General features: G+C 33.1%; 21 protein-coding genes. 1 reads left to right on the top strand and 20 read right to left on the bottom strand.

Annotation, left to right across the window (positions count from 1 at the left end; all coding sequences use genetic code 11):
* Positions 1-10: 10 nt before the first annotated feature.
* The 3 genes from RAH41_RS02440 to rsgA form a co-directional block, all read right to left on the bottom strand.
* Positions 11-1,027 carry a sensor histidine kinase gene (locus RAH41_RS02440; RefSeq protein ID WP_331220348.1) on the bottom strand — a complete coding sequence of 339 codons (1,017 nt, stop codon included), beginning with the start codon at positions 1,025-1,027 and terminating at the stop codon, positions 11-13.
* Positions 1,024-1,761: a cell wall-active antibiotics response protein LiaF gene (gene liaF / locus RAH41_RS02435; protein ID WP_331220346.1), complete on the bottom strand. Its 738-nt coding sequence runs from the start codon at positions 1,759-1,761 to the stop codon at positions 1,024-1,026. Before liaF ends, RAH41_RS02440 begins: the two co-directional genes overlap by 4 nt.
* Positions 1,762-2,082: 321 nt before the next feature.
* Entirely contained in the window at positions 2,083-3,129 is a 1,047-nt protein-coding gene (rsgA, locus tag RAH41_RS02430; protein ID WP_331220345.1) for a ribosome small subunit-dependent GTPase A, read from the bottom strand.
* Positions 3,130-3,816: 687 nt separating this feature from the next.
* Between rsgA and RAH41_RS02425 the strand changes: the two genes are divergently transcribed.
* A complete protein-coding gene (locus RAH41_RS02425) occupies positions 3,817-5,217 on the top strand; it encodes a peptide MFS transporter (RefSeq protein WP_331220344.1) in 1,401 nt (466 codons plus the stop codon).
* 52 nt (positions 5,218-5,269) lie between these two features.
* Here the strand turns inward: RAH41_RS02425 and RAH41_RS02420 are convergent, their stop codons facing one another.
* The 17 genes from RAH41_RS02420 to RAH41_RS02340 all read right to left on the bottom strand — a co-directional run bounded on the left by RAH41_RS02420 (position 5,270) and on the right by RAH41_RS02340 (position 20,900).
* Positions 5,270-5,719 (bottom strand): dCTP deaminase domain-containing protein, encoded by a 450-nt coding sequence (locus RAH41_RS02420; protein ID WP_069032426.1) that lies wholly within the window; start codon positions 5,717-5,719, stop codon positions 5,270-5,272.
* Positions 5,720-5,836: 117 nt separating this feature from the next.
* Positions 5,837-6,658: a GNAT family N-acetyltransferase gene (locus RAH41_RS02415; protein ID WP_331220343.1), complete on the bottom strand. Its 822-nt coding sequence runs from the start codon at positions 6,656-6,658 to the stop codon at positions 5,837-5,839.
* A gap of 101 nt (positions 6,659-6,759) precedes the next feature.
* Positions 6,760-7,824 carry an undecaprenyldiphospho-muramoylpentapeptide beta-N-acetylglucosaminyltransferase gene (locus RAH41_RS02410; RefSeq protein WP_331220342.1) on the bottom strand — a complete coding sequence of 355 codons (1,065 nt, stop codon included), beginning with the start codon at positions 7,822-7,824 and terminating at the stop codon, positions 6,760-6,762.
* Positions 7,825-8,224: 400 nt separating this feature from the next.
* Positions 8,225-9,187 (bottom strand): hypothetical protein, encoded by a 963-nt coding sequence (locus tag RAH41_RS02405; protein WP_331220341.1) that lies wholly within the window; start codon positions 9,185-9,187, stop codon positions 8,225-8,227.
* A 142-nt stretch (positions 9,188-9,329) separates the two neighbouring features.
* Positions 9,330-9,734 (bottom strand): MaoC/PaaZ C-terminal domain-containing protein, encoded by a 405-nt coding sequence (locus RAH41_RS02400; protein WP_331220340.1) that lies wholly within the window; start codon positions 9,732-9,734, stop codon positions 9,330-9,332.
* Positions 9,731-10,180, bottom strand: a complete 450-nt coding sequence (locus RAH41_RS02395) for a MaoC family dehydratase N-terminal domain-containing protein (RefSeq protein WP_331220338.1) — start codon at positions 10,178-10,180, stop codon at positions 9,731-9,733. The genes RAH41_RS02400 and RAH41_RS02395 overlap by 4 nt, the downstream gene beginning before the upstream one ends.
* An 18-nt stretch (positions 10,181-10,198) precedes the next feature.
* On the bottom strand, positions 10,199-10,957 hold the full coding sequence (gene fabG / locus RAH41_RS02390) for a 3-oxoacyl-ACP reductase FabG (RefSeq protein ID WP_331220337.1): 759 nt from the start codon (positions 10,955-10,957) through the stop codon (positions 10,199-10,201).
* An 18-nt stretch (positions 10,958-10,975) separates the two neighbouring features.
* Positions 10,976-12,154: an acyl-CoA dehydrogenase family protein gene (locus RAH41_RS02385; RefSeq protein WP_331220336.1), complete on the bottom strand. Its 1,179-nt coding sequence runs from the start codon at positions 12,152-12,154 to the stop codon at positions 10,976-10,978.
* A 50-nt stretch (positions 12,155-12,204) separates the two neighbouring features.
* Positions 12,205-13,185 carry an NADPH:quinone oxidoreductase family protein gene (locus tag RAH41_RS02380; RefSeq protein ID WP_331220335.1) on the bottom strand — a complete coding sequence of 327 codons (981 nt, stop codon included), beginning with the start codon at positions 13,183-13,185 and terminating at the stop codon, positions 12,205-12,207.
* Positions 13,186-13,206: 21 nt separating this feature from the next.
* The gene (locus RAH41_RS02375; RefSeq protein WP_331220334.1) at positions 13,207-13,986 is read right to left on the bottom strand and encodes an enoyl-CoA hydratase; all 780 of its coding nucleotides are present in this window, start codon (positions 13,984-13,986) and stop codon (positions 13,207-13,209) included.
* A gap of 24 nt (positions 13,987-14,010) precedes the next feature.
* A complete protein-coding gene (locus RAH41_RS02370) occupies positions 14,011-15,078 on the bottom strand; it encodes a phosphotransferase family protein (protein ID WP_331220333.1) in 1,068 nt (355 codons plus the stop codon).
* Between the two features lie 31 nt (positions 15,079-15,109).
* Positions 15,110-15,511, bottom strand: coding sequence for a thioesterase family protein (locus RAH41_RS02365; RefSeq protein ID WP_331220331.1), 402 nt, complete (start codon positions 15,509-15,511; stop codon positions 15,110-15,112).
* 79 nt (positions 15,512-15,590) lie between these two features.
* Positions 15,591-16,160, bottom strand: coding sequence for a TetR/AcrR family transcriptional regulator (locus RAH41_RS02360; RefSeq protein WP_331220330.1), 570 nt, complete (start codon positions 16,158-16,160; stop codon positions 15,591-15,593).
* A 225-nt stretch (positions 16,161-16,385) separates the two neighbouring features.
* Positions 16,386-18,008, bottom strand: a complete 1,623-nt coding sequence (locus tag RAH41_RS02355; RefSeq protein ID WP_331220329.1) for a long-chain fatty acid--CoA ligase — start codon at positions 18,006-18,008, stop codon at positions 16,386-16,388.
* Between the two features lie 60 nt (positions 18,009-18,068).
* On the bottom strand, positions 18,069-18,821 hold the full coding sequence (locus RAH41_RS02350; protein ID WP_331220327.1) for a glucose 1-dehydrogenase: 753 nt from the start codon (positions 18,819-18,821) through the stop codon (positions 18,069-18,071).
* Between the two features lie 33 nt (positions 18,822-18,854).
* Positions 18,855-20,093, bottom strand: a complete 1,239-nt coding sequence (locus RAH41_RS02345; RefSeq protein ID WP_331220325.1) for an acyl-CoA dehydrogenase — start codon at positions 20,091-20,093, stop codon at positions 18,855-18,857.
* Between the two features lie 60 nt (positions 20,094-20,153).
* Positions 20,154-20,900 (bottom strand): 2-phosphosulfolactate phosphatase, encoded by a 747-nt coding sequence (locus RAH41_RS02340; protein WP_331220324.1) that lies wholly within the window; start codon positions 20,898-20,900, stop codon positions 20,154-20,156.
* Positions 20,901-20,914 lie beyond the last annotated feature (14 nt).

Below are 20,914 nucleotides of genomic sequence, written 5' to 3'. Positions count from 1 at the left end.
TTTCCCACCTCTATTCAATTACTGGAACTTTTACTTCTATCTGGGTTCCTCTTTTTGGTATACTTACTATTTTTGCCGTTCCACCAATTTCAGAAGAACGTTCACTTATCGATTGCAAACCATACGAACCAGTTTTTCGGTTCTCGACATCAAAACCAATTCCATCATCCATCATTCGGACCAATACAAAATCTTCAATTTTTCTAATTCGTATTTCAAAAGTTTTTGCATTTGCATGCCTTAAAGTATTCGATAATGCTTCTTGAATAATCCTAAACAAATGATCCTCAACACCTTTTGAAAGTGTAATATCATCGATTTTCCATTTTAATTGAAGAGCTTGACGATTTGTTAATTCTGTTAAAAGCTTTTCTACACCTTCTTTTAAGCTTTTACCTTCTAACTGAACTGGTCTTAAATGTAATAAAAGTGCACGCATTTCGGATTGAGCATTAATGGCCATTTTTTCAATATATTGTAATTGTTCTTCAAACGTAGTTTCACCAAGCTCATTGATCGCAGAAATCATCATCGATATCGCAAATAATTGTTGGCTAACTGAGTCATGTAATTCCCTTGCTAGTCTATGTCGCTCTTTCGTTACGACATCTTCAATTGTCTGCGATTCAATTAATTTCTTTTCATCTACTAATTTTTGAACGGTCTTCCTTGAATCTTCAATTTGTTTAGATATTTTTTGAAGTTTTAATTCGATTTCGTTATCAATTGATCGAATTGAATGCTCTGATTCTTTATGATAGATTCCATTTTCTGCCTTTACAATACTTTCCAGCAAGGCTTTTTCATTATGACGAATCGTGCTCAAAACAGCTGTACTATAAACAATTGAAATAATTATAATTGCTAAAAATAATATTAATAGTAAAGAAAAATTTCCAATTTTATACAAAAACAATTTATCAAGGAAAGTATGGTCAATGAAATAATAAACAACACCACAGATTAAAATACTTGATGTAAATGCAGCAAGACAGATTGATAAAAAGATACCTTTGTCAATTTTCATTTATTTGTCACCTCAATATTTCCGATTGCTAAAGAAGTGACAATTTTTAACTTTCTTGAAGCTTCTTTATAATCATTAGAAGTGAACTTACAATTCTTGTTAAACCCGTTCAATTTATTTTTAAGGATATTAATTTTGCCATATAAAGTAGAATGCTGGATCGAAACTTCTAAGTCATACGGCACATACAAAGTAATATTACCGATGATCCCATTTAATACCAACACTGTCTCCCCTTCAGGAATAAATGACTCCGAAAGATCGATTATGACATCTCCAATTCCAAAATAATAATCTACATCCTCTAATTCAAATGATTCATTCTTAAGATGGATGTTTGTGAAAAAACGATTTGAAATAAGAGAATTTGTTTCAAAGACACCTGTATTTGTTGTTTCAACGATATTTGGTATAATGACTTTTGCATTCAATTTCGAATTAACGAATATTAAATATCCAACATAAATCACGATAAAGGATAATACCCCTAAGATTGATTTCAATTGAAATACATTACTGATAAATAAAATGATTCCTCCAAAAAACGCGATATTCGCAGATGTAGAAGGGTAAACTTTACGTTTTTTTGCCCCGTACTGGAATAAATAAACACCGACCCCAGCTGCGATTATTGCAAAAGGATTTAAAAATAGATCAAATAATAATCCTATGCCTGCAATTATGAATAATAATCCAGTTAATTCATTGCTAGACAATCGTCTAAATCGCTTCATATAGCTCTCCTCTATTCACTAAACTAGCTTGTTAATAGCAATCGAAAGCTTTTGTTATTAACTATTCTACTATGTAGTTTATCTATTTTTTGTCTGTTTTGATACAAACTTAAGTAGTGTCTTATCTCAGTCTTAAGACTGAGATTTTTTAAAGAATTATGTACCTAGGACTCGTTATGAGTAAGTGAATTGATGATTTTTTTCTTATTACTTACACATGAACTCCTTATAAGTAACTAAATTGCTCATTTCCTTACTCATGAACCCTATAATCATCACTAATTTTCAAAAGAAAAAGAAGAGTATAAATACTCTTCTCCTTTATTTATAAGACTTAGTATTCATCATTTTACTAATTTTTTTCCACTTATCTCTTTCTTGTCTAGCTAGTGATGCATCTTGTTTACGTTCTGCATACGCTAATTCTCTCATTAATTTACGATAGCTTGTGAGTCTTTGTTGATCTAGTTCGCCGTTTTCGATTGCCAGGTTGACCGCACAACCTGGTTCGTTTGCATGAGTACAGTCAGAGAATTTACATGATTTCGCTAATTCTTCGACATCTGTAAATGTCGAGCTTATATGCTCTTCTCCACCCCAAAGCTGTAACTCTCGCATACCAGGTGTATCGATGACCATTCCGCCAGATGGTAAGAAAAATAATTCGCGGTGTGTTGTTGTATGTTTACCGCGATCGTCACCTTCACGTACGTCCCCGGTTATTTGTATAATTTCACCGATTAACGCGTTTAGTAATGTAGATTTACCAACACCTGAAGAACCAAGTAAGGAAACAGTCTTCCCGGATGTTATGAGCTGTTTCAGTTCTTCAATCCCTTCTCCATTTGTACTATTTACAGAATAAATGGGTACACCAAATGCAATTTCTTCAACTGCTGCAATTTTTGCTGGAAGGTCAGTGCATAAATCCTTTTTTGTTAAAATGATAATTGGACTTGCTCCACTATCGTAGGCAACAAGTAAATATCGTTCTAATCTTCTTATATTAAAATCGTTATTTAATGCCATTACTAAGAACACGTAATCTATATTAGCAGCTACTATTTGTTCTTCAGTTTTTTCTCCTGCAGATTGCCTTGAAAATTGACTTATTCTAGGCAATACCTTTTGAATAATTGCTTTGTTTTCACCTTTTAACGGTTCAATTACAACCCAATCTCCAACTGAAGGATAATCACTTTTTACTTTTGCTTGGAATTGAAATTTCCCAGAAACTTCACCAGTTAGTTCATTTTCTCCATCATGCAATTTATAAATTTGTCTTTGCTCAGATATGACTCTTGCAACTACAGTATTTTGATCTTTTTCTCCGAACACTTCGTTCCAACCTAATTGTTTTAAATTCATTTTGTCCTCCAATTATATAAGGACAATAATGAAGATTTACTCCATTTTTTGTCCTCTACTATTTACCTTCTTCTGAACTAAATTAATTAACTTTCCCATATTCATCACTCCGTTTCATATATAGTACTTTTAGTATATCCAAATTTTAGAAAATCGTCCATATGAATTAATTGAATATTAAAAAAGGACAAAACATTCTATATTATATTTCGACATTTTTTGACAATTCTCATTCTTTTGTTTTATTAAACTTTTTTAATATTAAAGTAAAAAATTATAAAAACCCTTGAAATATTTCAAAAATTTATTATTATTTAGATATAGGTCTTTTTGATTAGACTGTACTAATACAGGTCAATCGACTAAGTCTTAAAATACTAATTTAAAAATAAAATCAGTGTTTCAAGATTTGTCTGACAATATAAAAAACTTTACAGAAATACGCTGTTGTGTGTTATACTAAAATAGTAAATTGGTCCTAAGTTATTTTTAGAGGATCTAGATATAAATTTAGTAGATTGTTCTGATGAAAAAAGTTAGAATTTTTTTTTAACCTAAATTGTCGAAATTTGTTGAATTCGGAAATTATTTTTTACAGTAAATTGACAGAATAGTATATGAATTGACGACAATAAATATTCATACAGAATATTACACAGAATAGCACTTATGAGGGAGGAATTTTGAATGAGCGTAGCAGCAAAACAAAACGTTTCATCAAACGAGCAAAATCAAAAAACGAAACACCCACCTGGCCTTTACTTACTATTTGCAACAGAGGCTTGGGAGCGCTTTAGTTATTATGGAATGCGTGCACTTTTAGTTCTTTATTTAACAACTTCAGTAGTTCAAGGTGGACTTGGATTTAAAGATGCTTGGGCACTACAACTTTATGGATTGTTTACTGGACTTGTATATTTCACTCCAATCATTGGTGGTTGGTTAACTGATAACTTTATTGCGAAACGATTTGCTATTACCCTTGGTGGTATAATTATGGCAATTGGTAATATTACATTATTTGGAATAAACTCAACAACTGGTTTATATATTGGATTAATTTTATTAATTATTGGTAATGGATTTTTCAAACCAAATATCTCAACACTTGTTGGTGAATTATACGAAAAAGATGACCCACGTCGTGATGGTGCTTTTACAATTTTCTATATGGGTATTAACTTAGGTGCTTTATTTGCTCCACTTGTAACTGGTTATATTGCACAATCATTATTTTTCAATGCTAATGGAGCTGGAAAAGCTGATGATTTATATGGTTACCGATTCGGTTTCCTAGCAGCTGCAATTGGTATGATTATTGGTCAAATCATTTTCAATATTTTAGCTAAAAAATATTTAGGTGATTTAGGTACTAAACCTAATGTGAAAGCATTAAAAGAATCTAACAACGCTGTTGATAAAAGCATTCCTTTAACTAAAAAAGAAAAACAACGTACGACTGTTATTTTTATTCTTGCAGCATTCGTAGTATTTTTCTGGGCTGGATTCGAACAAGCTGGTTCTTCATTAACATTATACACAGATCGTTTTATTGATTTATCAATTGGATCATTTAATGTTCCATCAACATGGTTCCAATCTGTAAACCCATTATTTATTATCCTTTTTGCTCCAGTTTTATCTACAATTTGGATTAAACTAGCTCAAAAAAATAAAAACATTAGTGTACCTGCAAAAATGGCAATGGGTATTATCTTGCTAGGTATCGGATTTACATTTACTATTATCGCAGTTTTAAAAACTGGTTCTGATCCAAATCATATTACTGTAAAAGCTAATATGATGTTTATGATCTTAACTTATTTCTTCCATACAATCGGTGAATTAGTATTATCACCAGTAGGATTATCTGCAGTATCTCGTTATGCACCAGTTAAACTTGCATCATTATTAATGGGTGTATGGTTATCATCAAGTTTCTTTGCTAACCTTCTTGCTGGTAAATTAGCTGCAATGACTGCAACATTAGGTATGCTTGAAATTTACCTTTACATCGGCGGATTAGCAGTTGGTTTAGGTTTAGTACTACTTGCTTTATCACCAAAACTTGCAAAAATGTTAGACTAATTACAAAACAAAAAGAACTCGATTTGCTCGAGTTCTTTTTAATTTCTGCATATTATTTGCCAGTACTTCCAAATCCACTTACTCGTTCTTCTCCTGCGAAATCATCGTCAGCTAATAAGAACTTTTGAAAAACAGCTTGTCCAATTCTCTCACCTTTTTGAATGATAACTGGCTCCTTTGATACATTTATTAATTGCATCATGATATGGCCATCGTTTGAAGGGTTGCTGTAGTAATCAGAATCAATAACACCTACCCCATTTCCCTTCATTAAACCTTTCTTTAACGGTGTAGACGAGCGTACAAATAATGCTAAAAATTCGTCTTTTTGCATATACGCTTTTAATCCTGTACCAACAAGTTTGATTTCGTTTGGATTGATAATTGTTTCTTCAATACATTCAATATCATAACCAGCTGCATGAGTCGTTGCTCTTTTCGGAAGATTCACACCACAATTTTCAAATCCCTTTGCTACTTCAAAACCTCTTATTTTTTCCAAAACTTTCACCCTTTACCAATTAATCCATTTCTAGTGTAACATAGATATTTTCATAATGATAAAATTATTAATACGTAAAAAAGAGGCTATCTAAAAAAACAGACTGCCCCTTACTAATTATTGGTAGATTTTATAATAATCTTGAGTGTTATATTGCCTAAATCCACAATCGATATATAACTTTTTCGCGTTACTATTTTCAAGAGCAACTTCTAAATGAATTTCGTTTCCAATCTCGTTTTCTTTTTGAATGGTTTGAAGTAATGCATTTTTTCCATATCCCCTACCTTGGTATTCTGGAAGTATTGCAAATCCATAAATCCAACTCTCATTATTTTCACGAAGTAAACTCATTTTACCTATTTTTTTATCATTTACTTCTATTATATATAAATCACGATCTGGTTCATTTAAGATGCGTTGATTGTACTTCTCTGCATCGCTATTTTCAAATCCAAAACATACAACATCTAAATTCGAAATAAATGCGAAATCTAATTGCTTTGCTTTCGTGAATTTAACGATTGGTGTAATTTCATTTACCTCTTGGTTTTTCCAAACCATTTGATATTCAGAAAAAGAATAGGTACAATTTTTTTGATTTCGAATAAATTCTTTCGCCGATGCTGAAGCTTCAGGAGCATTTAATAAAATGGTACTGGTTTGTGCTATTGAATTCAAAGCTTCATTTAACAAACTTGAAAAGATTCCTTTTCTTCGATAATCTGGATGAACCATGCCGCAGATTTCAACTTTTTCTCCAAAATAGTATGTTGCTAAAAATCCTACTAATTGATTATCTTCATAGTAAAAGAAATCTTCTTTTACATCTTTTCTTCGATTCCTTAACATTTCCCAGTTTAACTTTAATGTTATTTCATCAAATTTTTCGCATGTATCTTGTAAAATGTTAATTTCGTTTAATTGTTTTTCTGTCATCAAATTTTCCACCTTCTTCTTACATTAATTCTCTTAGTCCCTTTAGAGGTATTCAACAAAAAAGCATTTCTTCCTTTATTTAGAAGAATGCTTTAATCCAATCAATTTTTATTTATTTCATCAAGAAGTAGATCAAGTGCTTTACTTTGATTTGATGATTTCATTTTTGTAATGAATAAGTCTCTTTTAATTTGAAGTTCTTCTATTGATTCTTGAAGAGATTTATTCGTTAAATCTTCTTCTTCCATCATTAGTGCAAAACCTTTTTCTTTAAAAGAATTTGCATTTAATATTTGGTCTCCCCTACTTTGATTTTTCGTAAGTGGGATGATTAACATTGGTTTATGTAGCGCTAAAAATTCAAATATTGCATTCGAGCCACCTCTTGTGATTATCATTTGAGATGCGGCCAATACGTCTGCTAGCTCATCATGAACATATTCAAATTGCTTATATCCATCAATCTTTTTTAAACTTTCATCAACATTCCCTTTACCACATAAGTGGACAATCTGATACTTTTTCGTCAGTTCCTGTAATGATCCTCTAACAGTTTCATTGATTTTCTTTGCTCCTAAACTTCCACCCATAATAGTTATTATTGGAATATAGTTTTTAAAATTAAGGAATTCTAAGCCTTTTTCCCTTGAGCCATTTAATAGTTCTTTTCTTATAGGTGAACCAATTACTGTTGTTTTATTTTTTGGAAAATAATTTTTTGCTTCTTCAAATGATGTGAAAATTTTTGTAGCAAATCGCTGGGAAATTTTATTTGCAAGTCCTGGTGTCATATCACTTTCATGTATAAAAATTGGAATTTTTAATGTGCTAGCTGCAATGATTACTGGTACTGAAACAAAGCCACCCTTTGAAAAAACTAAACTCGGCTTTATTTTTTTTAAAACTTTTCTTGCGTCTAGACAACCTTTTATGACGCGAAACAGATCAATAATATTTTCAAAATCTATATATCGTCTTAATTTTCCACTTGAAATCCCGTAATAAGGTAATTCAATTTTATTTATTAGTTCCTTTTCAATACCTTTTTTAGACCCAATATAATGGATATCCCAATCATTTTTATTTAACTCATTTATAATAGCGATATTTGGTGTTACATGCCCCGCAGAGCCACCACCGGTAAATACTATTGTTTTCTTAGACATATAAACTCCTATCTATTTTCTTTTTTGACTAATTAACTTGATCACAATTTTTTACAAAGCCCATACAACGACCAAAATAACCTCCTGGAATAACATTATCGCCCCCACTATATTATCTCTACTATTTAATCTCAATTTTATATCTTTATGAAGCTTCATAGTTAAAAAATGCATAACTAGCTAAAGTATTCTCTTCATAAATTCACCAAATCAGAGAGTATTTCCTCTAAAAAGCAAAAATGCATTACTTCTCTTTTTGGAAGTAATGCATTTTAGTGTGTAGACAATGTACTAAAATTTGATTTTCAGATATGTTCTTGCATCTCAAGACTCAGTCTGGCTCATTTATTTGAATGGATAGCGACTTCGCACCAACATCAATTAATTAGATCAATTGATTTTATCTTTTATCATTAGGGTCAACTTCAAACCATTCCGACATTGATAAGTTCGTAGTAGAGTCCTCCCAATCATCAATTGATAAATCAGAAAAATCCGTTTCTAATAATTGTTCTGATGTTTTCTTTTCATTTGTGACTTTACCATAATCGTTATGTTGGTGATGATTTTCATTATAATTTTCATTATGATTTATAAAATCAGATGATAATTCCGAATAATTTTTTTCATTAAAACTCGTTAATCCAGTTATTATGCCGCTCGATTGACTTTCATCCAAAGTACTTGCAGAATACTGGTTTAAATTTTCTATATTATTATTATACTTTTTCCTATTAGCTACTCTTGAGTTATGTTGTTTTTCCTCGAAATGTTCATGTTCTTGATGATCTTGTTTTTGATGGTGTTCAACTTCATGATGGTCTTGATGATCTTGTTTTTGATGGTGTTCAACCTCATGATGTTCTTGATGATCTTGTTTTTGATGGTGTTCAACCTCATGATGTTCTTGATGATCTTGTTTTTGATGGTGTTCAACCTCATGATGTTTTTTCTGTTCATGATGACTTTCGTGTTTAGGCTCAAATATACTTGCTGAAAATTCCTCTACATTATGTATTAGATTTTCAGCCCAATTATGGTGGTCAGGATGGCGTTCATGACCTTCGTGGTGCTTTTGATGTCTGTTCTGCTCTTTCTGTTCATGATGCTCGTGATGTTTTTTATTATGATCTAGATCGTGGTGTGAGCTTGATTCATTTTCACTGCTAATCATTGATAGTGTAGTTTTTATTTCTTTTTCTATCTTAATAATTTGATGGTCAAAATTATGTAATTGCTTTTTAATTTCTTCCATATGAGACTCAATTTCATCTATTCTTTTGTTAACCTTATGCAAATTTTTTTGGTGTTCATTTTTTTTCAAATCAAATTGCTCTAATAATTTATCAAATGAAAGATCCATTTTCTCACCTATTTCGTTTTTTACTATTATGTGTAAATCCTCTGTTTCCAAATCCTATTTAATGTAAAATTAACATTAATCTAAGTTGAAATTTGTAAAATACAAAAGGGACTCCTTTTAGAAGTCCCAATTAGATTTAGTATTATTCATATAATTTAAATAAAATTTTACCAGTAATAACCGTTACATCGTTCTGATTTTTTGCATTCACTTTAAAATGTAGTATGTTTTCATCAGCCTTATCAAGTGAAGAATTTAATGTGATAACATCATTTAGAAATACCATATTCTTAAATCTTATGGAGTAATTTTCAATAAATCCGACTTCTAAATAATCTGAAAAAAGCTTTGCTAAATTCCCCATTGTCCACATGCCATGTGCAATAATCCCGGGCAAACCAGCTTTTTTTGCTTCTTCATCAATTGTATGAATAGGATTGTAATCACCTGATGCTCCAGCGTATTTTATTAAATCAATTCGAGATACAGGTTTAAGTATGACTGGTTTCAACGAATCGCCAATTTGTAAATCTAATAATAACGTCATACCGTTAGCACCTTCCTAACCTCATCAGTTATAATAACAACCGATTTTGCAGTAAATATAATATTGCCTTCTTGATCTTCTCCGTTATCTGAAAGTACTAGAAACCCCATAAACCCATGACCACCACGTTTTTCATAATAATCCTTAATTTCTGTGAAACAATTTATGGTTTCACCAACTAAAAGTGGCCTTTTATAGTCAAATGTTTGCTCACCATGAATTAGGCCAACATTAGGTAGGTTAAAATTCTCTATTTTCCCATAGTCAAAGACTCTTGGAAATGTTGTCGGAGCAATATTTTGTCCATATCTAGTTTGTCTTCCGTACTCCTCGTCAACATAAATTGGATGCAAATCACCAATTGCTTCAGCAAATTTTTTCACAGCACCACGTTCTACAGTATTTTTTACTGGTTTAGAGCGTTTACCAATAAACGATTTAAACATTTAATACACCTCATTTTTTTAAGCTTTTGGTCCACCTGCAACATATAAAACTTGCCCATTTACATAAGAAGACTTTTCATCAGCAAAGAATGCAACTGCATTTGCAATATCCTCAGGTTTACCTGTTCTTCCAGCTGGGATTTGGCTTAAACTTGCCTCAACAAGTTGTTCGAAAGTAATACCGATACGATTTGCTGTTTCCTTTGTCATTTCAGTTTCGATAAACCCTGGTGCCACAGCGTTAGATGTGATTCCATATTTACCAAGTTCTATTGCAAGTGTTTTCGTTAGACCTTGTAAACCGGCCTTTGCAGTTGCATAGTTTGATTGGCCACGGTTCCCAAGTGCAGATGTTGAAGAAATATTAATAATTCTACCATATTTTTGTTTAACCATATAGCCTTGTGCAGCACGTACAACATTAAATGATCCTTTCAAGTGCACATCCATAACAGTATCCCAATCCGAATCTGTCATTTTAAATAATAAATTATCGCGAATAACACCAGCATTATTGACTACAATATCTATTGAACCAAATGTATCATATACCTCTTTCATAGCAGATTCAACTTCATTGGAGTTAGTAACGTTTGCAATTTTAGTGTAGATTTCATATTGCTTAAATTCAGCAGCAATTTGTGATAGTGCTTCTTCATTTACATCAATAATGGCTACTTTTGCTCCTTCTTTTGCAAATAATTCGACAATTCCTTTTCCGATTCCTCGACTACCACCTGTTACAAAGGCTACTCTACCTTCAAATCTACCAGCCATATTCCTCTCTCCCATCTTTTAAACGTATTGTCCTAATTTAACATGTCCTTTTAGTAAATTGCGTGAAATGATTAAGCGTTGGATTTCATCAGTTCCGTCGTATATTCTCCATAATCTTGCTTCACGGTACCATCTTTCAATAGGAAGTTCTTTTGTATATCCGATTCCACCATGAATTTGAAGTACGCGATCAACAACTCGATTTCCCATATTCGAACCATATAGTTTCGCCATTGATGCTAGATGTCTATTGTCTTCACCTTGATCGAGTGTATATGCTGCATTTAATACAAGCCATTTGGCTGCTTCTATTTCAACAGCAGAATCCGCTATTTGCCATTGTATTGCCTGTCGTTCGGCGATTGGTTTTCCGAATGTTTCCCTTTCTTTGGAATAGTCAATGGCCATTTGTAATAAACGTTCAGCAGCTCCAACTGCAGTGGCCCCTACAATCCATCTTGCAAAGCCGATCCATTCAAGTCCTAAATTATATCCACCATTTAATTCACCTAAAATATTTTCTTCAGGCACACGGACATTATCAAATACTAAACCAGCTGGTCCCCATTCACCCATCGTATGAATAAATTCAGATTTCCAACCCATATCCCGGTCAACGATAAAACAAGTTACACCATCCCTTCCACCAGTTTTTTGATGTCTTTCTTTATCCGTAATTGCAATAACCATTACAAAATCCGCTTCGTTTCCACCTGTAATAAATGTTTTCTCACCGTTTAAAACCCACTCATTCCCATCCTTTTTAGCAGTCATTTTAATGTTTTGAGTATCAGAGCCAGCATTAGGTTCTGTCATGGCAAAACATGATTTTTTCTCACCATTAATTGTAGGAATAAGGTATTTCTTTTTTTGCTCTTCGTTACAATAAAATAAAATATTATCCGCATAACCACCAAATTTAAAAGGAACGAATGTTTTTGAAATTTCCATATAAATAATTGCTAACATCATTTGGCCTAAATCAGCACCACCATATTCAGTTGGTGTATTAATTCCCCAGAAACCAGCTTTTTTTGCTTTTAATTGAAGTTCCTTTTCAAGTGCTGGATCTAAGCTTTGTCTACCTTCACGCTCATTTCTAAGTACTTCATTTTCTAAAGGGATTAATTCTTTTTCAACAAATTTTCGAATTGTTTTTTGGATCATTTTTTGTTCGTCAGTCAGGCGTAAATGCATTTAAATTTCCCCCATTTCATCTGATCAAAGTTATTCCTATCAAAAATTCATTATTTTCTTGGCTCTAAAATCACTTTTCCAACCGTTTTTCTTGATTGCAAGATCGTATGGACGTTTGCTGCTTCACTTAATGGAAATACTTCTCCAATCGTGATCGTTAATTTCCCTTCAGCTAAATAAGTAAATAACTCTTCTAAGCTTTGTTTAATTAATGCCTTTTTTCTCAAAAGAGGAGGTAAGAAAAACCCAATTACTGATTGATTTTTAGCCATTAAAGAAGATGGGTAGAACTTACTTTGCTGGCCACTTGCTACACCATAAATAACTAATCTTCCAAAATAAGCTAAGCAATCTAACGTTTTATAAAAAACATCGCCACCTGCCATTTCTAAGGCAACATCTACACCTTTTCCGTTTGTAGCTTCAAGTACTTTTTGATGCCAGCCTTCTTCTGTATAATTGATTAAAACGTCTGCGCCCATCTCTTTTGCTAGCTGTAATTTTTCGACTGTACTTGCTGTAGCAATTACTTTACCGGCTCCAAAAAGCTTCGCTAATTGCACTGCTAACGTACCTAGACCACCTGCTGCCGCATGAACTAAGACAGTTTCTCCTGGTTCTAACATTCCCATTGTTTTTAAAATATGGTAAGCACTTAATCCTTGGACGGGTAATGCAGCGGCTATTTTAAAATCCATTTCGCTCGGTAACGGAATAATCGAACGCTCATCTGTCAAGGCAAAATCAGAGTATCCACCACATTCCAACATTGAAACAACTCGATCACCAATTTTTACTGAAGTAACCTCATCTCCAATTTCCACTACCACTCCAGCAACCTCAGCACCAGGTACATATGGCAAAGTAGTTTTGACTACATATTGATTTTCTCTTCGGGCTGTATCAGCATAATTAACACCAGCTGCATGCACTTCAATTAATACTTCTTTCCCCTTTGGAACGGGTCTTTCAAGCTCGACCTTTTCTAATACCTCAGGACCACCAAATTGTTTAAATTGAATTGATTGCATCGTAAACTTCCTTTCAGTTTTTTATTTACCAGTAAAAATCGCTTTTCTTTTTTCTTTAAATGCAGCAACACCTTCCAGATGGTCTTCAGTTACTACCATTAATGGTTGGGTAATTCTTTCAAGTTCTAGCATTTCATCTAATGTTGATGTAAAAGATTGATTAATTAATTTTTTCATCATTCCATTTGCTTTTCCAGGTCCTGCCGCTACAATATTTGCTAATTTTACTGTTTCTTCAGCTAAATTTTCAGGTGGCACGAGTGTGTTAATCATACCTAGCTGATACATTCTTTCGGCAGAAACTGGCTCTGCAGTAAAGAAAAACTGCTTTGCTAAATATGGACCGATTAATCTTGGTAGAAAATATGAACCGCCTCCATCTGAGATTAATCCTACTTGAGAGAAGCTTAATGCAAATTTACTATTGTCTGCTGCTATGATTAAATCGCATGCTAAAGCCAAGTTAAAACCAGCACCAGCTGCAAATCCATGAACTGAAGCAATTACAGGCTTTTCGATTTCACGAATCGTTTTAATAACTGTATTTAAGATTCCTATATGTTCATATACTGCATTTGGAGTGACGTTTCCCATTGTTTTTACATCTCCACCTGTTGAAAATGAACGACCTGCACCGTTTAGTACAATTGCTTTAATTTCCGGATCCAGTTTTGCATGATTAAGCGCTTCAGTTATACCATTTAACATTTCATAACTAAAAGAATTTAGACTTTCGGGCCTATTTAACGTTAAAGTTAAAATTCGCTCATTAACTTCTTCTAATAAATGCTGTTTACTCATTTAATACACCCCTTTTATATGAATCTACTTAACTGCTATTTCGTTGGCAATCCTAATCAAATTTTCTGCAAATTGGTCAAACTTTGCAAAACGTTCATCAGTTGTTTGTCCAGCTTTATATCGATAAAAGATTTGTTGAACAATTACTGCTAATTTAAAATAGGCGAAAGCCATGTAATAATGAATGTTTGATAAATCTCTGCCACTTTTCTTTGCATATGCCTCAATAAATTGATTTCTTGTAATAAATCCTTCTTGAATCGTAACAGGTGGTTTACCCAATCCAAATTTTAATAAATCTGGATCATTATTTTGAATCCAATAGCATAATGCGACACCTAAATCAGCTAATGGATCACCAATTGTTGCCATTTCCCAATCAAATAGTCCAATCATTTCTTTTAAATCATGACTAAACATCGAATTATTCAATTTAAAATCATAATGAATGATAGATGAGTGATGATTTTTTGGTACATTATTGATTAACCAACTCATTAGATAATCAACCTCGGCAATTTCATTAGTCTTTGCCCTGTTATAACGTGCAATCCAGCCGTTAACCTGTCTTTCCATAAAATTCTCCGGTTTTGTTATTTCTAGGAGGTTTGTTTTTTTATAATCAATGGAGTGTAACTCAACCAGCTTATTTACCATTACAGTAGATAATCTTTTACGATCTTCAATTGTTACGTTTAAATGTGGAGGAAATGATGAGTCAAATACTTCACCATTTTTTCTTTCCATTATAAAAAATGGACTACCTACAATTTCTTCATTTTCAGAAAATAAAATTGGCTTAGGTGCAGCCGAAAAGTGTGGATGTATTTCTGATAAAATACGAAATTCTCTTTTCATATCGTGTGCTTTTGGAGCAACTGGGCCAAGTGGCGGTCGTCTTAACACAACTTCCCATTCCTTAATTTTTAGTAGATAGGTTAAGTTTGAATGACCCGCTGAGAACTGACGAATCGTTAATTCTCCATCTGGAAGATTATCAATATTTTTTGCTAAAAATTTATGTAAAACATGAGGATTTAACTCTTCACCTTTGCGAACTAAAATCGTTTCCAATTCTACCTTTTCAGCCATATTCCCCCTCCTTAACTTTTGAAAATTCAGTTTATTTTACAACTAAATGTCTTTCTAGCTGTTCTCTAAATAACTCAGGCAGTACTTCACTATGCTGTTCTTTAAAATTAAAAAATACGATAATCGCATTACCTTTAGCAATCATTCGATTTGTCTCTTCACAACAAATGTCATGTTCGAGATGAAAGCTTTTATTTCCTATTTTTGAAATATAAGTCGATACTGATAAATTTTGATTAAAGTGACCTTGATTCACAAAATCACATTTTGTAGAAGCTAGAATAAACTTCCAATCATCTAGATTCATAGAATAGCCAAGCGATTGGAAGAATTTAATTCGCGCTTCTTCTAAATAAATAAAGTAACTAGTGTTGTTTATATGACCTAATGCATCGGTTTCACAAAATCTAGGGGTAACGGTGAATTTTTCCATAAAACAACCTACCTTTATTAATTATTTTGCATTTACCAATACTAACTAGTTGGTATGTAAAGAAGAAGGAGACAATCAATTACTCTCCTACTTTAATCCCTTTTAAGATCATTTCTTGGAATGTCTTCGCTATTTCAAATGCATTTTTTTGTCCTTCTGCGTTATACCATTCATAACTCCAGTTCATAACACCTAAAATACCGAATGAAACGATTGGAACGTCTAAATCTGATCGTAAATCACCATTTTTAATTCCTTCATTAAGAAGTTTTTCAATATTAAATCTGTATAAATCCCTTTTTGCCTTAATTTCTGTTAAACTTTCAGGATTTAAATGTCTCATTTCACGATAAAATACCTTTGCACTTGGACCTTGTTTTTTAATGTCCATTAAGCTTAAATAAATGACTTCAAATAGCTTATCTGAAAAGCTTTTATTTGAATCATTAATAACTTCTTCCTGCTCATTTAATACTTCATCAATAAATTGAAGGTGAATTTCCATAAGAAGTTGTTCTTTGCTTGTATAATAGTAGTAAAAAGTTCCTTTTGTCACTCCGATCGATTCGACGATATCTTGGATGGATGTACTTGTAAATCCTTTTTTATCAAATAGCTGTATAGAGTGTTCCTTTATTTTTTGTTTCATTAGATGTCCTCGCAATCTTAAAAATTCAATTGAATTATATCATAGTACAAGGATGGTTTTATCATTCTAATTTATTACTGTTTATAAATAAGTATGTGTGGTTGATGACCACTGCAGGATGCTCGCTTTTTTGTGGGGCGAGATTCCCTGAGCCTCTTCATCTCGTTCGTTCCTTTTAGGGGTCTGAAGTCTTCCCACATATCCCACAGGAGATTTTTCTTTCCATTACTCTTGATAGATAGCACTTTCTTCTTCTCTAATTGCCCTTCTTAATATTTTGCCAACATTCGTTTTAGGTAGTTCACTACGGAATTCGATTATTCGTGGAACTTTATATGTCGCTAAATGATTTTTGCAGTATTCATTTATTTCTTCTAGGGTAATATGATTATCTTCTTTAAGTACAATCACTGCTTTAACTGTTTCGCCTCTATAAGAGTCGGGTACACCTATTACAACAGCCTCTTTTACGGATGGATGCTCATAAATTACTTCTTCGATTTCACGTGGATAGACATTAAAACCACTTGCTATAATCATATCCTTTTTTCGATCTAAAATTGAGACATATCCATCCTCATCGACGCTCGCAATATCACCAGTATATAGCCATCCATCTCTAATTGTATTTGCCGTTTCTTCTGGCAAATTCCAATAACCTTTCATCACTTGAGGTCCCTTTATTATTAATTCTCCAATTTCACCTACTGGAACTTCCTCTAATCCGCTAGCTAAGTCAACGATTTTTGAATCAGTAGATGGATAAGGAATTCCTACAGTACCAGGCTTTCTTGCTGCAAATGCAGGATTACTATGTGTAGTTGGGGATGCTTCAGATAATCCATAGCCTTCTAAAATAGTAGCACCTGTCTTTTTTTCGAATTGCTTCATGAGTTCTACTGGCATAGGTGCACTGCCACTATTACAAAGCTTAATTGCATCAATCCCATATTTTTTTGAATCAGGATGATTTATTAAAGCAATATACATTGTTGGAACCCCTGGAAATAACGTAGGTTGTTCATTTTTTATCGTAGTTAAAACTTCTTCAATGTCAAAACGTGGAAGGATGATCATTTCGTTTGCCATAAAAACACTTAAATTAATACATACGGTCATTCCATAAACATGGAAAAACGGTATGATCGATAAGACCCGCTCATAACCAGGATTGAATGCGCCTTTAAAAAATTCTCCTTGCTGCATAATATTTGCGTATAAATTTCGGTGGGTTAGCATGACTCCTTTTGAACGGCCAGTTGTTCCACCAGTATATTGAAGTATTGCAACATCATCATGAGAATCAATGGTAACTGGCTTTAAATCTAGATTTCCACTTTGCAAAAAGCAGCCAAATGATATAGCTTCTTCATAACTTTCTTCTGTACCTGTTAAATTTACTACTATAATTTTCCGTAAATTTGTTTCTTCAATTAACGGTTTTACTGTAGGGTACAAACTGTTTAATACAACGATTGTTTCAGTTCCTGAGTCATTTAATAATTCCTTTAGTTCCCTTTCAACAGACATTGGATTGATTTGGGTTACGATACCACCTACAGTTAGAATGCCATAATACGAAATAACATATTGTGGACAATTTGGAAGCATGATTGCTACACGGTCACCTTTTTGAACGCCATTTTTTTGTAAAGCAGAAGCAAATTTCTTTACTGCCGACTGTACTTCTTTATAAGTATTTTTTTTACCATAAAATGATAGACAAGAATGATTAGGATAGTTTTCTGCTGTTTCGTTAAACATTTCTGGTATTGATTTTGTCGGAATTGATAGTTCTTTTGCAATATATTCAGGATAGTGAGCTAACCAAACTTTATTAGTTGACATACATAACTCTCCATTTCTGATTATGAATATTGTTTTAAACAACTTTTCAAATCTAATAAATTAGAATATTAATCCTCCACCATCAACTGATAACGTTGCTCCAGTCACGAACGATGCTTCATCAGATGCTAAAAATAGTGCAGCAGATGCGACTTCATCAGGGGTCCCTATTCTACCAAGTGCATTTGAACGGGATAAAATCGGCCACTTTCTTTCATCATTTTTCCATTCCTTAATAATATTTGTATCGATTATTCCTGGAGCAATTGCATTTACTCGAATATTATATTTTCCGTACTCCAATGCTGCATTTTGAGTTAATAAGACTACTCCACCTTTAGAAGCATTGTAAGCACTTACATATTTCCTTCCTTTTAATCCTAGTAAACTAGCTGTATTTATAATCACACCATTGCCAGATTTTTTCAGCTCAGGAATTGCATATTTTATACCTAAAAATACACTTTTTAGATTAATATCCATTACCTGATCCCACTCCTCCTCTGCTAAGTCCACACTTCTTACTTCGGAGTTCCCTATTCCAGCATTATTAAACAAAATATCAATTCTACCAAAATGTTCAACAGCTCGCTTCATCAAATTTTGAATGCTCTTGCTTTCGGCGACATTCGTTTTAATGAAAATAGCTCCTAGATTTTGTTCTTTTATGAAACCTAGCGTTTCTTCACTAGTATCTTCATTAATGTCTGCAATGACAATTTTTGCTCCCTCTTTTGCGAAGCGGATAGCAGTTGCACGCCCGATCCCACTACCTCCGCCTGTAATAACTGCGACTTTATCTTTTAGTCTCATTTCGACCCACTCTCAATCTGTAATTAATTTGAATTAACTTTTTATGGTTGAGAATTTATTTTCTGAAGCATGTTTTTTTAATTCTAATCTTGCTAACTGCGCTCGATGTACTTCATCTGGACCATCAGCTAATCTTAATGTTCTGGCATTTGCCCATTGAGCAGCTAATGTATAATCATCAGATACACCTGCAGCTCCAAAAGCTTGAATAGCTCGATCAATTACTCGTAAAGCCATTGAAGGCGCGACAACTTTTATCATTGCAATTTCTGCTTTCGCCTCTTTATTACCAACAGTGTCCATCATATATGCAGCCTTTAAGGTTAGTAATCTAGCTTGCTCTATTTCTATTCTTGAATTAGCAATCCACTCTTGAACCACGCCTTGATTTGCAATCGGCTTACCAAATGCAGCTCGATTTTGAACACGCTTACACATTTCTTCGAGTGCCCGTTCGGCAGCACCAATTAATCTCATACAATGGTGAATTCGTCCTGGACCAAGTCTACCTTGTGCAATCGCAAATCCTTTCCCTTCTCCCCATAAAATATTGCTTGCAGGAACTTTTACATTAGTAAACGTAATTTCTGCATGTCCATGCGGCGCATGATCATAACCGAATACTGGTAATACCCTTTCAATTTTTACGCCAGGTGTATTTAGCGGGACTAGAATCATAGATTGCTGTTCATACTTAGGTGCATCGGGGTTCGTTTTTCCCATAAATATAGCAATTTTACATCTAGGATCCCCCGCTCCTGATGACCACCATTTTCGACCATTGATGATATAATAATCACCTTCTCTTTTAATACTCGCTTCAATATTTGTTGCATCAGAGGAAGCGACCTCAGGCTCTGTCATTGAAAAGCATGAGCGAATTTCACCATTTAAAAGTGGTACCAACCAATTTTCCTTCTGCTCTTTCGTACCATATCTTTCTAAAACTTCCATATTCCCAGTATCTGGTGCACTACAATTAAACACTTCCGGTCCAATCATAGATCGGCCCATAATTTCGCATAATGGAGCGTATTCTAAATTCGTTAATCCTGCTCCTAGGTCACTTTCAGGTAAAAATAAATTCCATAAACCTACTTGTTTTGCTTTTTGTTTTAATTCTTCCATAATCGGAGGTACATCACTCCACCGAGTATCTTGTGCATTTAGCTGTTGCTCATATATTCGCTCATTAGGATAAACATAAGTTTCCATAAATTTTGTTAATTTTAATTGAAGCTCTTTACTTTTTTGCGAATATAAAAAATCCATTCAATCATCCCTTTCAACTAGTTTTTGTTAAACAAGTTCCATTGTTTAATAGAGCAATATTCAAATAGTTTCCTTTGAACAATTAACATTCATTACGCTACCATCTGCAAATATTGGTACAACATTAAAAATACTTTTACTAGAAACAAATTTTAATTCCTCTTCAAAGCCATAACGAATTAACATTTTACCAACAGTCGATTCAGCTAAAATCTCATTACATTTTTCTTTCAATCCTAAGTAAAAATAATGGGCAGACTTAGCTGCATCGGATAAATCGAAAGGACATGATTGATCTACTAAGCAATCAATAAAATAACCTGCTCCATAAAAGTCCTCCATATTAAATTGTCCTGACGACCCCGAACAGATTAATAGAACAGACTCATCTCTGTAGGATTGTTTTAAGTGATTTGCAACTGCATTTGCATTCAAAATCGATGCAGCGTATACTCTTTTTGCTTTTTGAGAATTTTTTAAAGCCACTGTTCCATTCGTTGTTGATAAAACGACTGACTGATCAGAAACAATTTTCTTTAACGTTAGTGGGTTAGGGGATAGAAAACCTTCAATTGTATTCCCTTCATATTCACCTATTAATAGATAGTCTTTGTCCAAATTTTTATTTGTGAAAAGAATTGCCTCTTGTCCATTCATTACAGGTATAACCTCTTTAGCACCAAAGGCTAATGCCGCTGTAATCGTTGAAGTAGCTAGCAATACATCAAAAACGACTACTATCTTTTCATCGTTAAGTTTTTGATCATCAATTTCTTCTTTTTTCATCAAAAGATGAAGTTTGCCCATTTACAAAACTCCTT

Origin of the sequence: Gottfriedia acidiceleris (assembly GCF_036421055.1) — a bacterium.
Lineage (GTDB): Bacteria > Bacillota > Bacilli > Bacillales > Bacillaceae_G > Gottfriedia > Gottfriedia acidiceleris_C.
This window is presented reverse-complemented; position numbering and strand designations above follow the sequence as displayed.

Coding starts and splice junctions, on each gene's coding strand:
- RAH41_RS02440 (WP_331220348.1), bottom strand. CDS start 1,027: ATGAAAATTGACAAAGGTATCTTTTTATCAATCTGTCTTGCTGCATTT.
- liaF (WP_331220346.1), bottom strand. CDS start 1,761: ATGAAGCGATTTAGACGATTGTCTAGCAATGAATTAACTGGATTATTA.
- rsgA (WP_331220345.1), bottom strand. CDS start 3,129: ATGAATTTAAAACAATTAGGTTGGAACGAAGTGTTCGGAGAAAAAGAT.
- RAH41_RS02425 (WP_331220344.1), top strand. CDS start 3,817: ATGAGCGTAGCAGCAAAACAAAACGTTTCATCAAACGAGCAAAATCAA.
- RAH41_RS02415 (WP_331220343.1), bottom strand. CDS start 6,658: ATGACAGAAAAACAATTAAACGAAATTAACATTTTACAAGATACATGC.
- RAH41_RS02410 (WP_331220342.1), bottom strand. CDS start 7,824: ATGTCTAAGAAAACAATAGTATTTACCGGTGGTGGCTCTGCGGGGCAT.
- RAH41_RS02405 (WP_331220341.1), bottom strand. CDS start 9,187: ATGGATCTTTCATTTGATAAATTATTAGAGCAATTTGATTTGAAAAAA.
- RAH41_RS02400 (WP_331220340.1), bottom strand. CDS start 9,734: ATGACGTTATTATTAGATTTACAAATTGGCGATTCGTTGAAACCAGTC.
- RAH41_RS02395 (WP_331220338.1), bottom strand. CDS start 10,180: ATGTTTAAATCGTTTATTGGTAAACGCTCTAAACCAGTAAAAAATACT.
- fabG (WP_331220337.1), bottom strand. CDS start 10,957: ATGGCTGGTAGATTTGAAGGTAGAGTAGCCTTTGTAACAGGTGGTAGT.
- RAH41_RS02385 (WP_331220336.1), bottom strand. CDS start 12,154: ATGCATTTACGCCTGACTGACGAACAAAAAATGATCCAAAAAACAATT.
- RAH41_RS02380 (WP_331220335.1), bottom strand. CDS start 13,185: ATGCAATCAATTCAATTTAAACAATTTGGTGGTCCTGAGGTATTAGAA.
- RAH41_RS02375 (WP_331220334.1), bottom strand. CDS start 13,986: ATGAGTAAACAGCATTTATTAGAAGAAGTTAATGAGCGAATTTTAACT.
- RAH41_RS02370 (WP_331220333.1), bottom strand. CDS start 15,078: ATGGCTGAAAAGGTAGAATTGGAAACGATTTTAGTTCGCAAAGGTGAA.
- RAH41_RS02365 (WP_331220331.1), bottom strand. CDS start 15,511: ATGGAAAAATTCACCGTTACCCCTAGATTTTGTGAAACCGATGCATTA.
- RAH41_RS02360 (WP_331220330.1), bottom strand. CDS start 16,160: ATGAAACAAAAAATAAAGGAACACTCTATACAGCTATTTGATAAAAAA.
- RAH41_RS02355 (WP_331220329.1), bottom strand. CDS start 18,008: ATGTCAACTAATAAAGTTTGGTTAGCTCACTATCCTGAATATATTGCA.
- RAH41_RS02350 (WP_331220327.1), bottom strand. CDS start 18,821: ATGAGACTAAAAGATAAAGTCGCAGTTATTACAGGCGGAGGTAGTGGG.
- RAH41_RS02345 (WP_331220325.1), bottom strand. CDS start 20,093: ATGGATTTTTTATATTCGCAAAAAAGTAAAGAGCTTCAATTAAAATTA.
- RAH41_RS02340 (WP_331220324.1), bottom strand. CDS start 20,900: ATGGGCAAACTTCATCTTTTGATGAAAAAAGAAGAAATTGATGATCAA.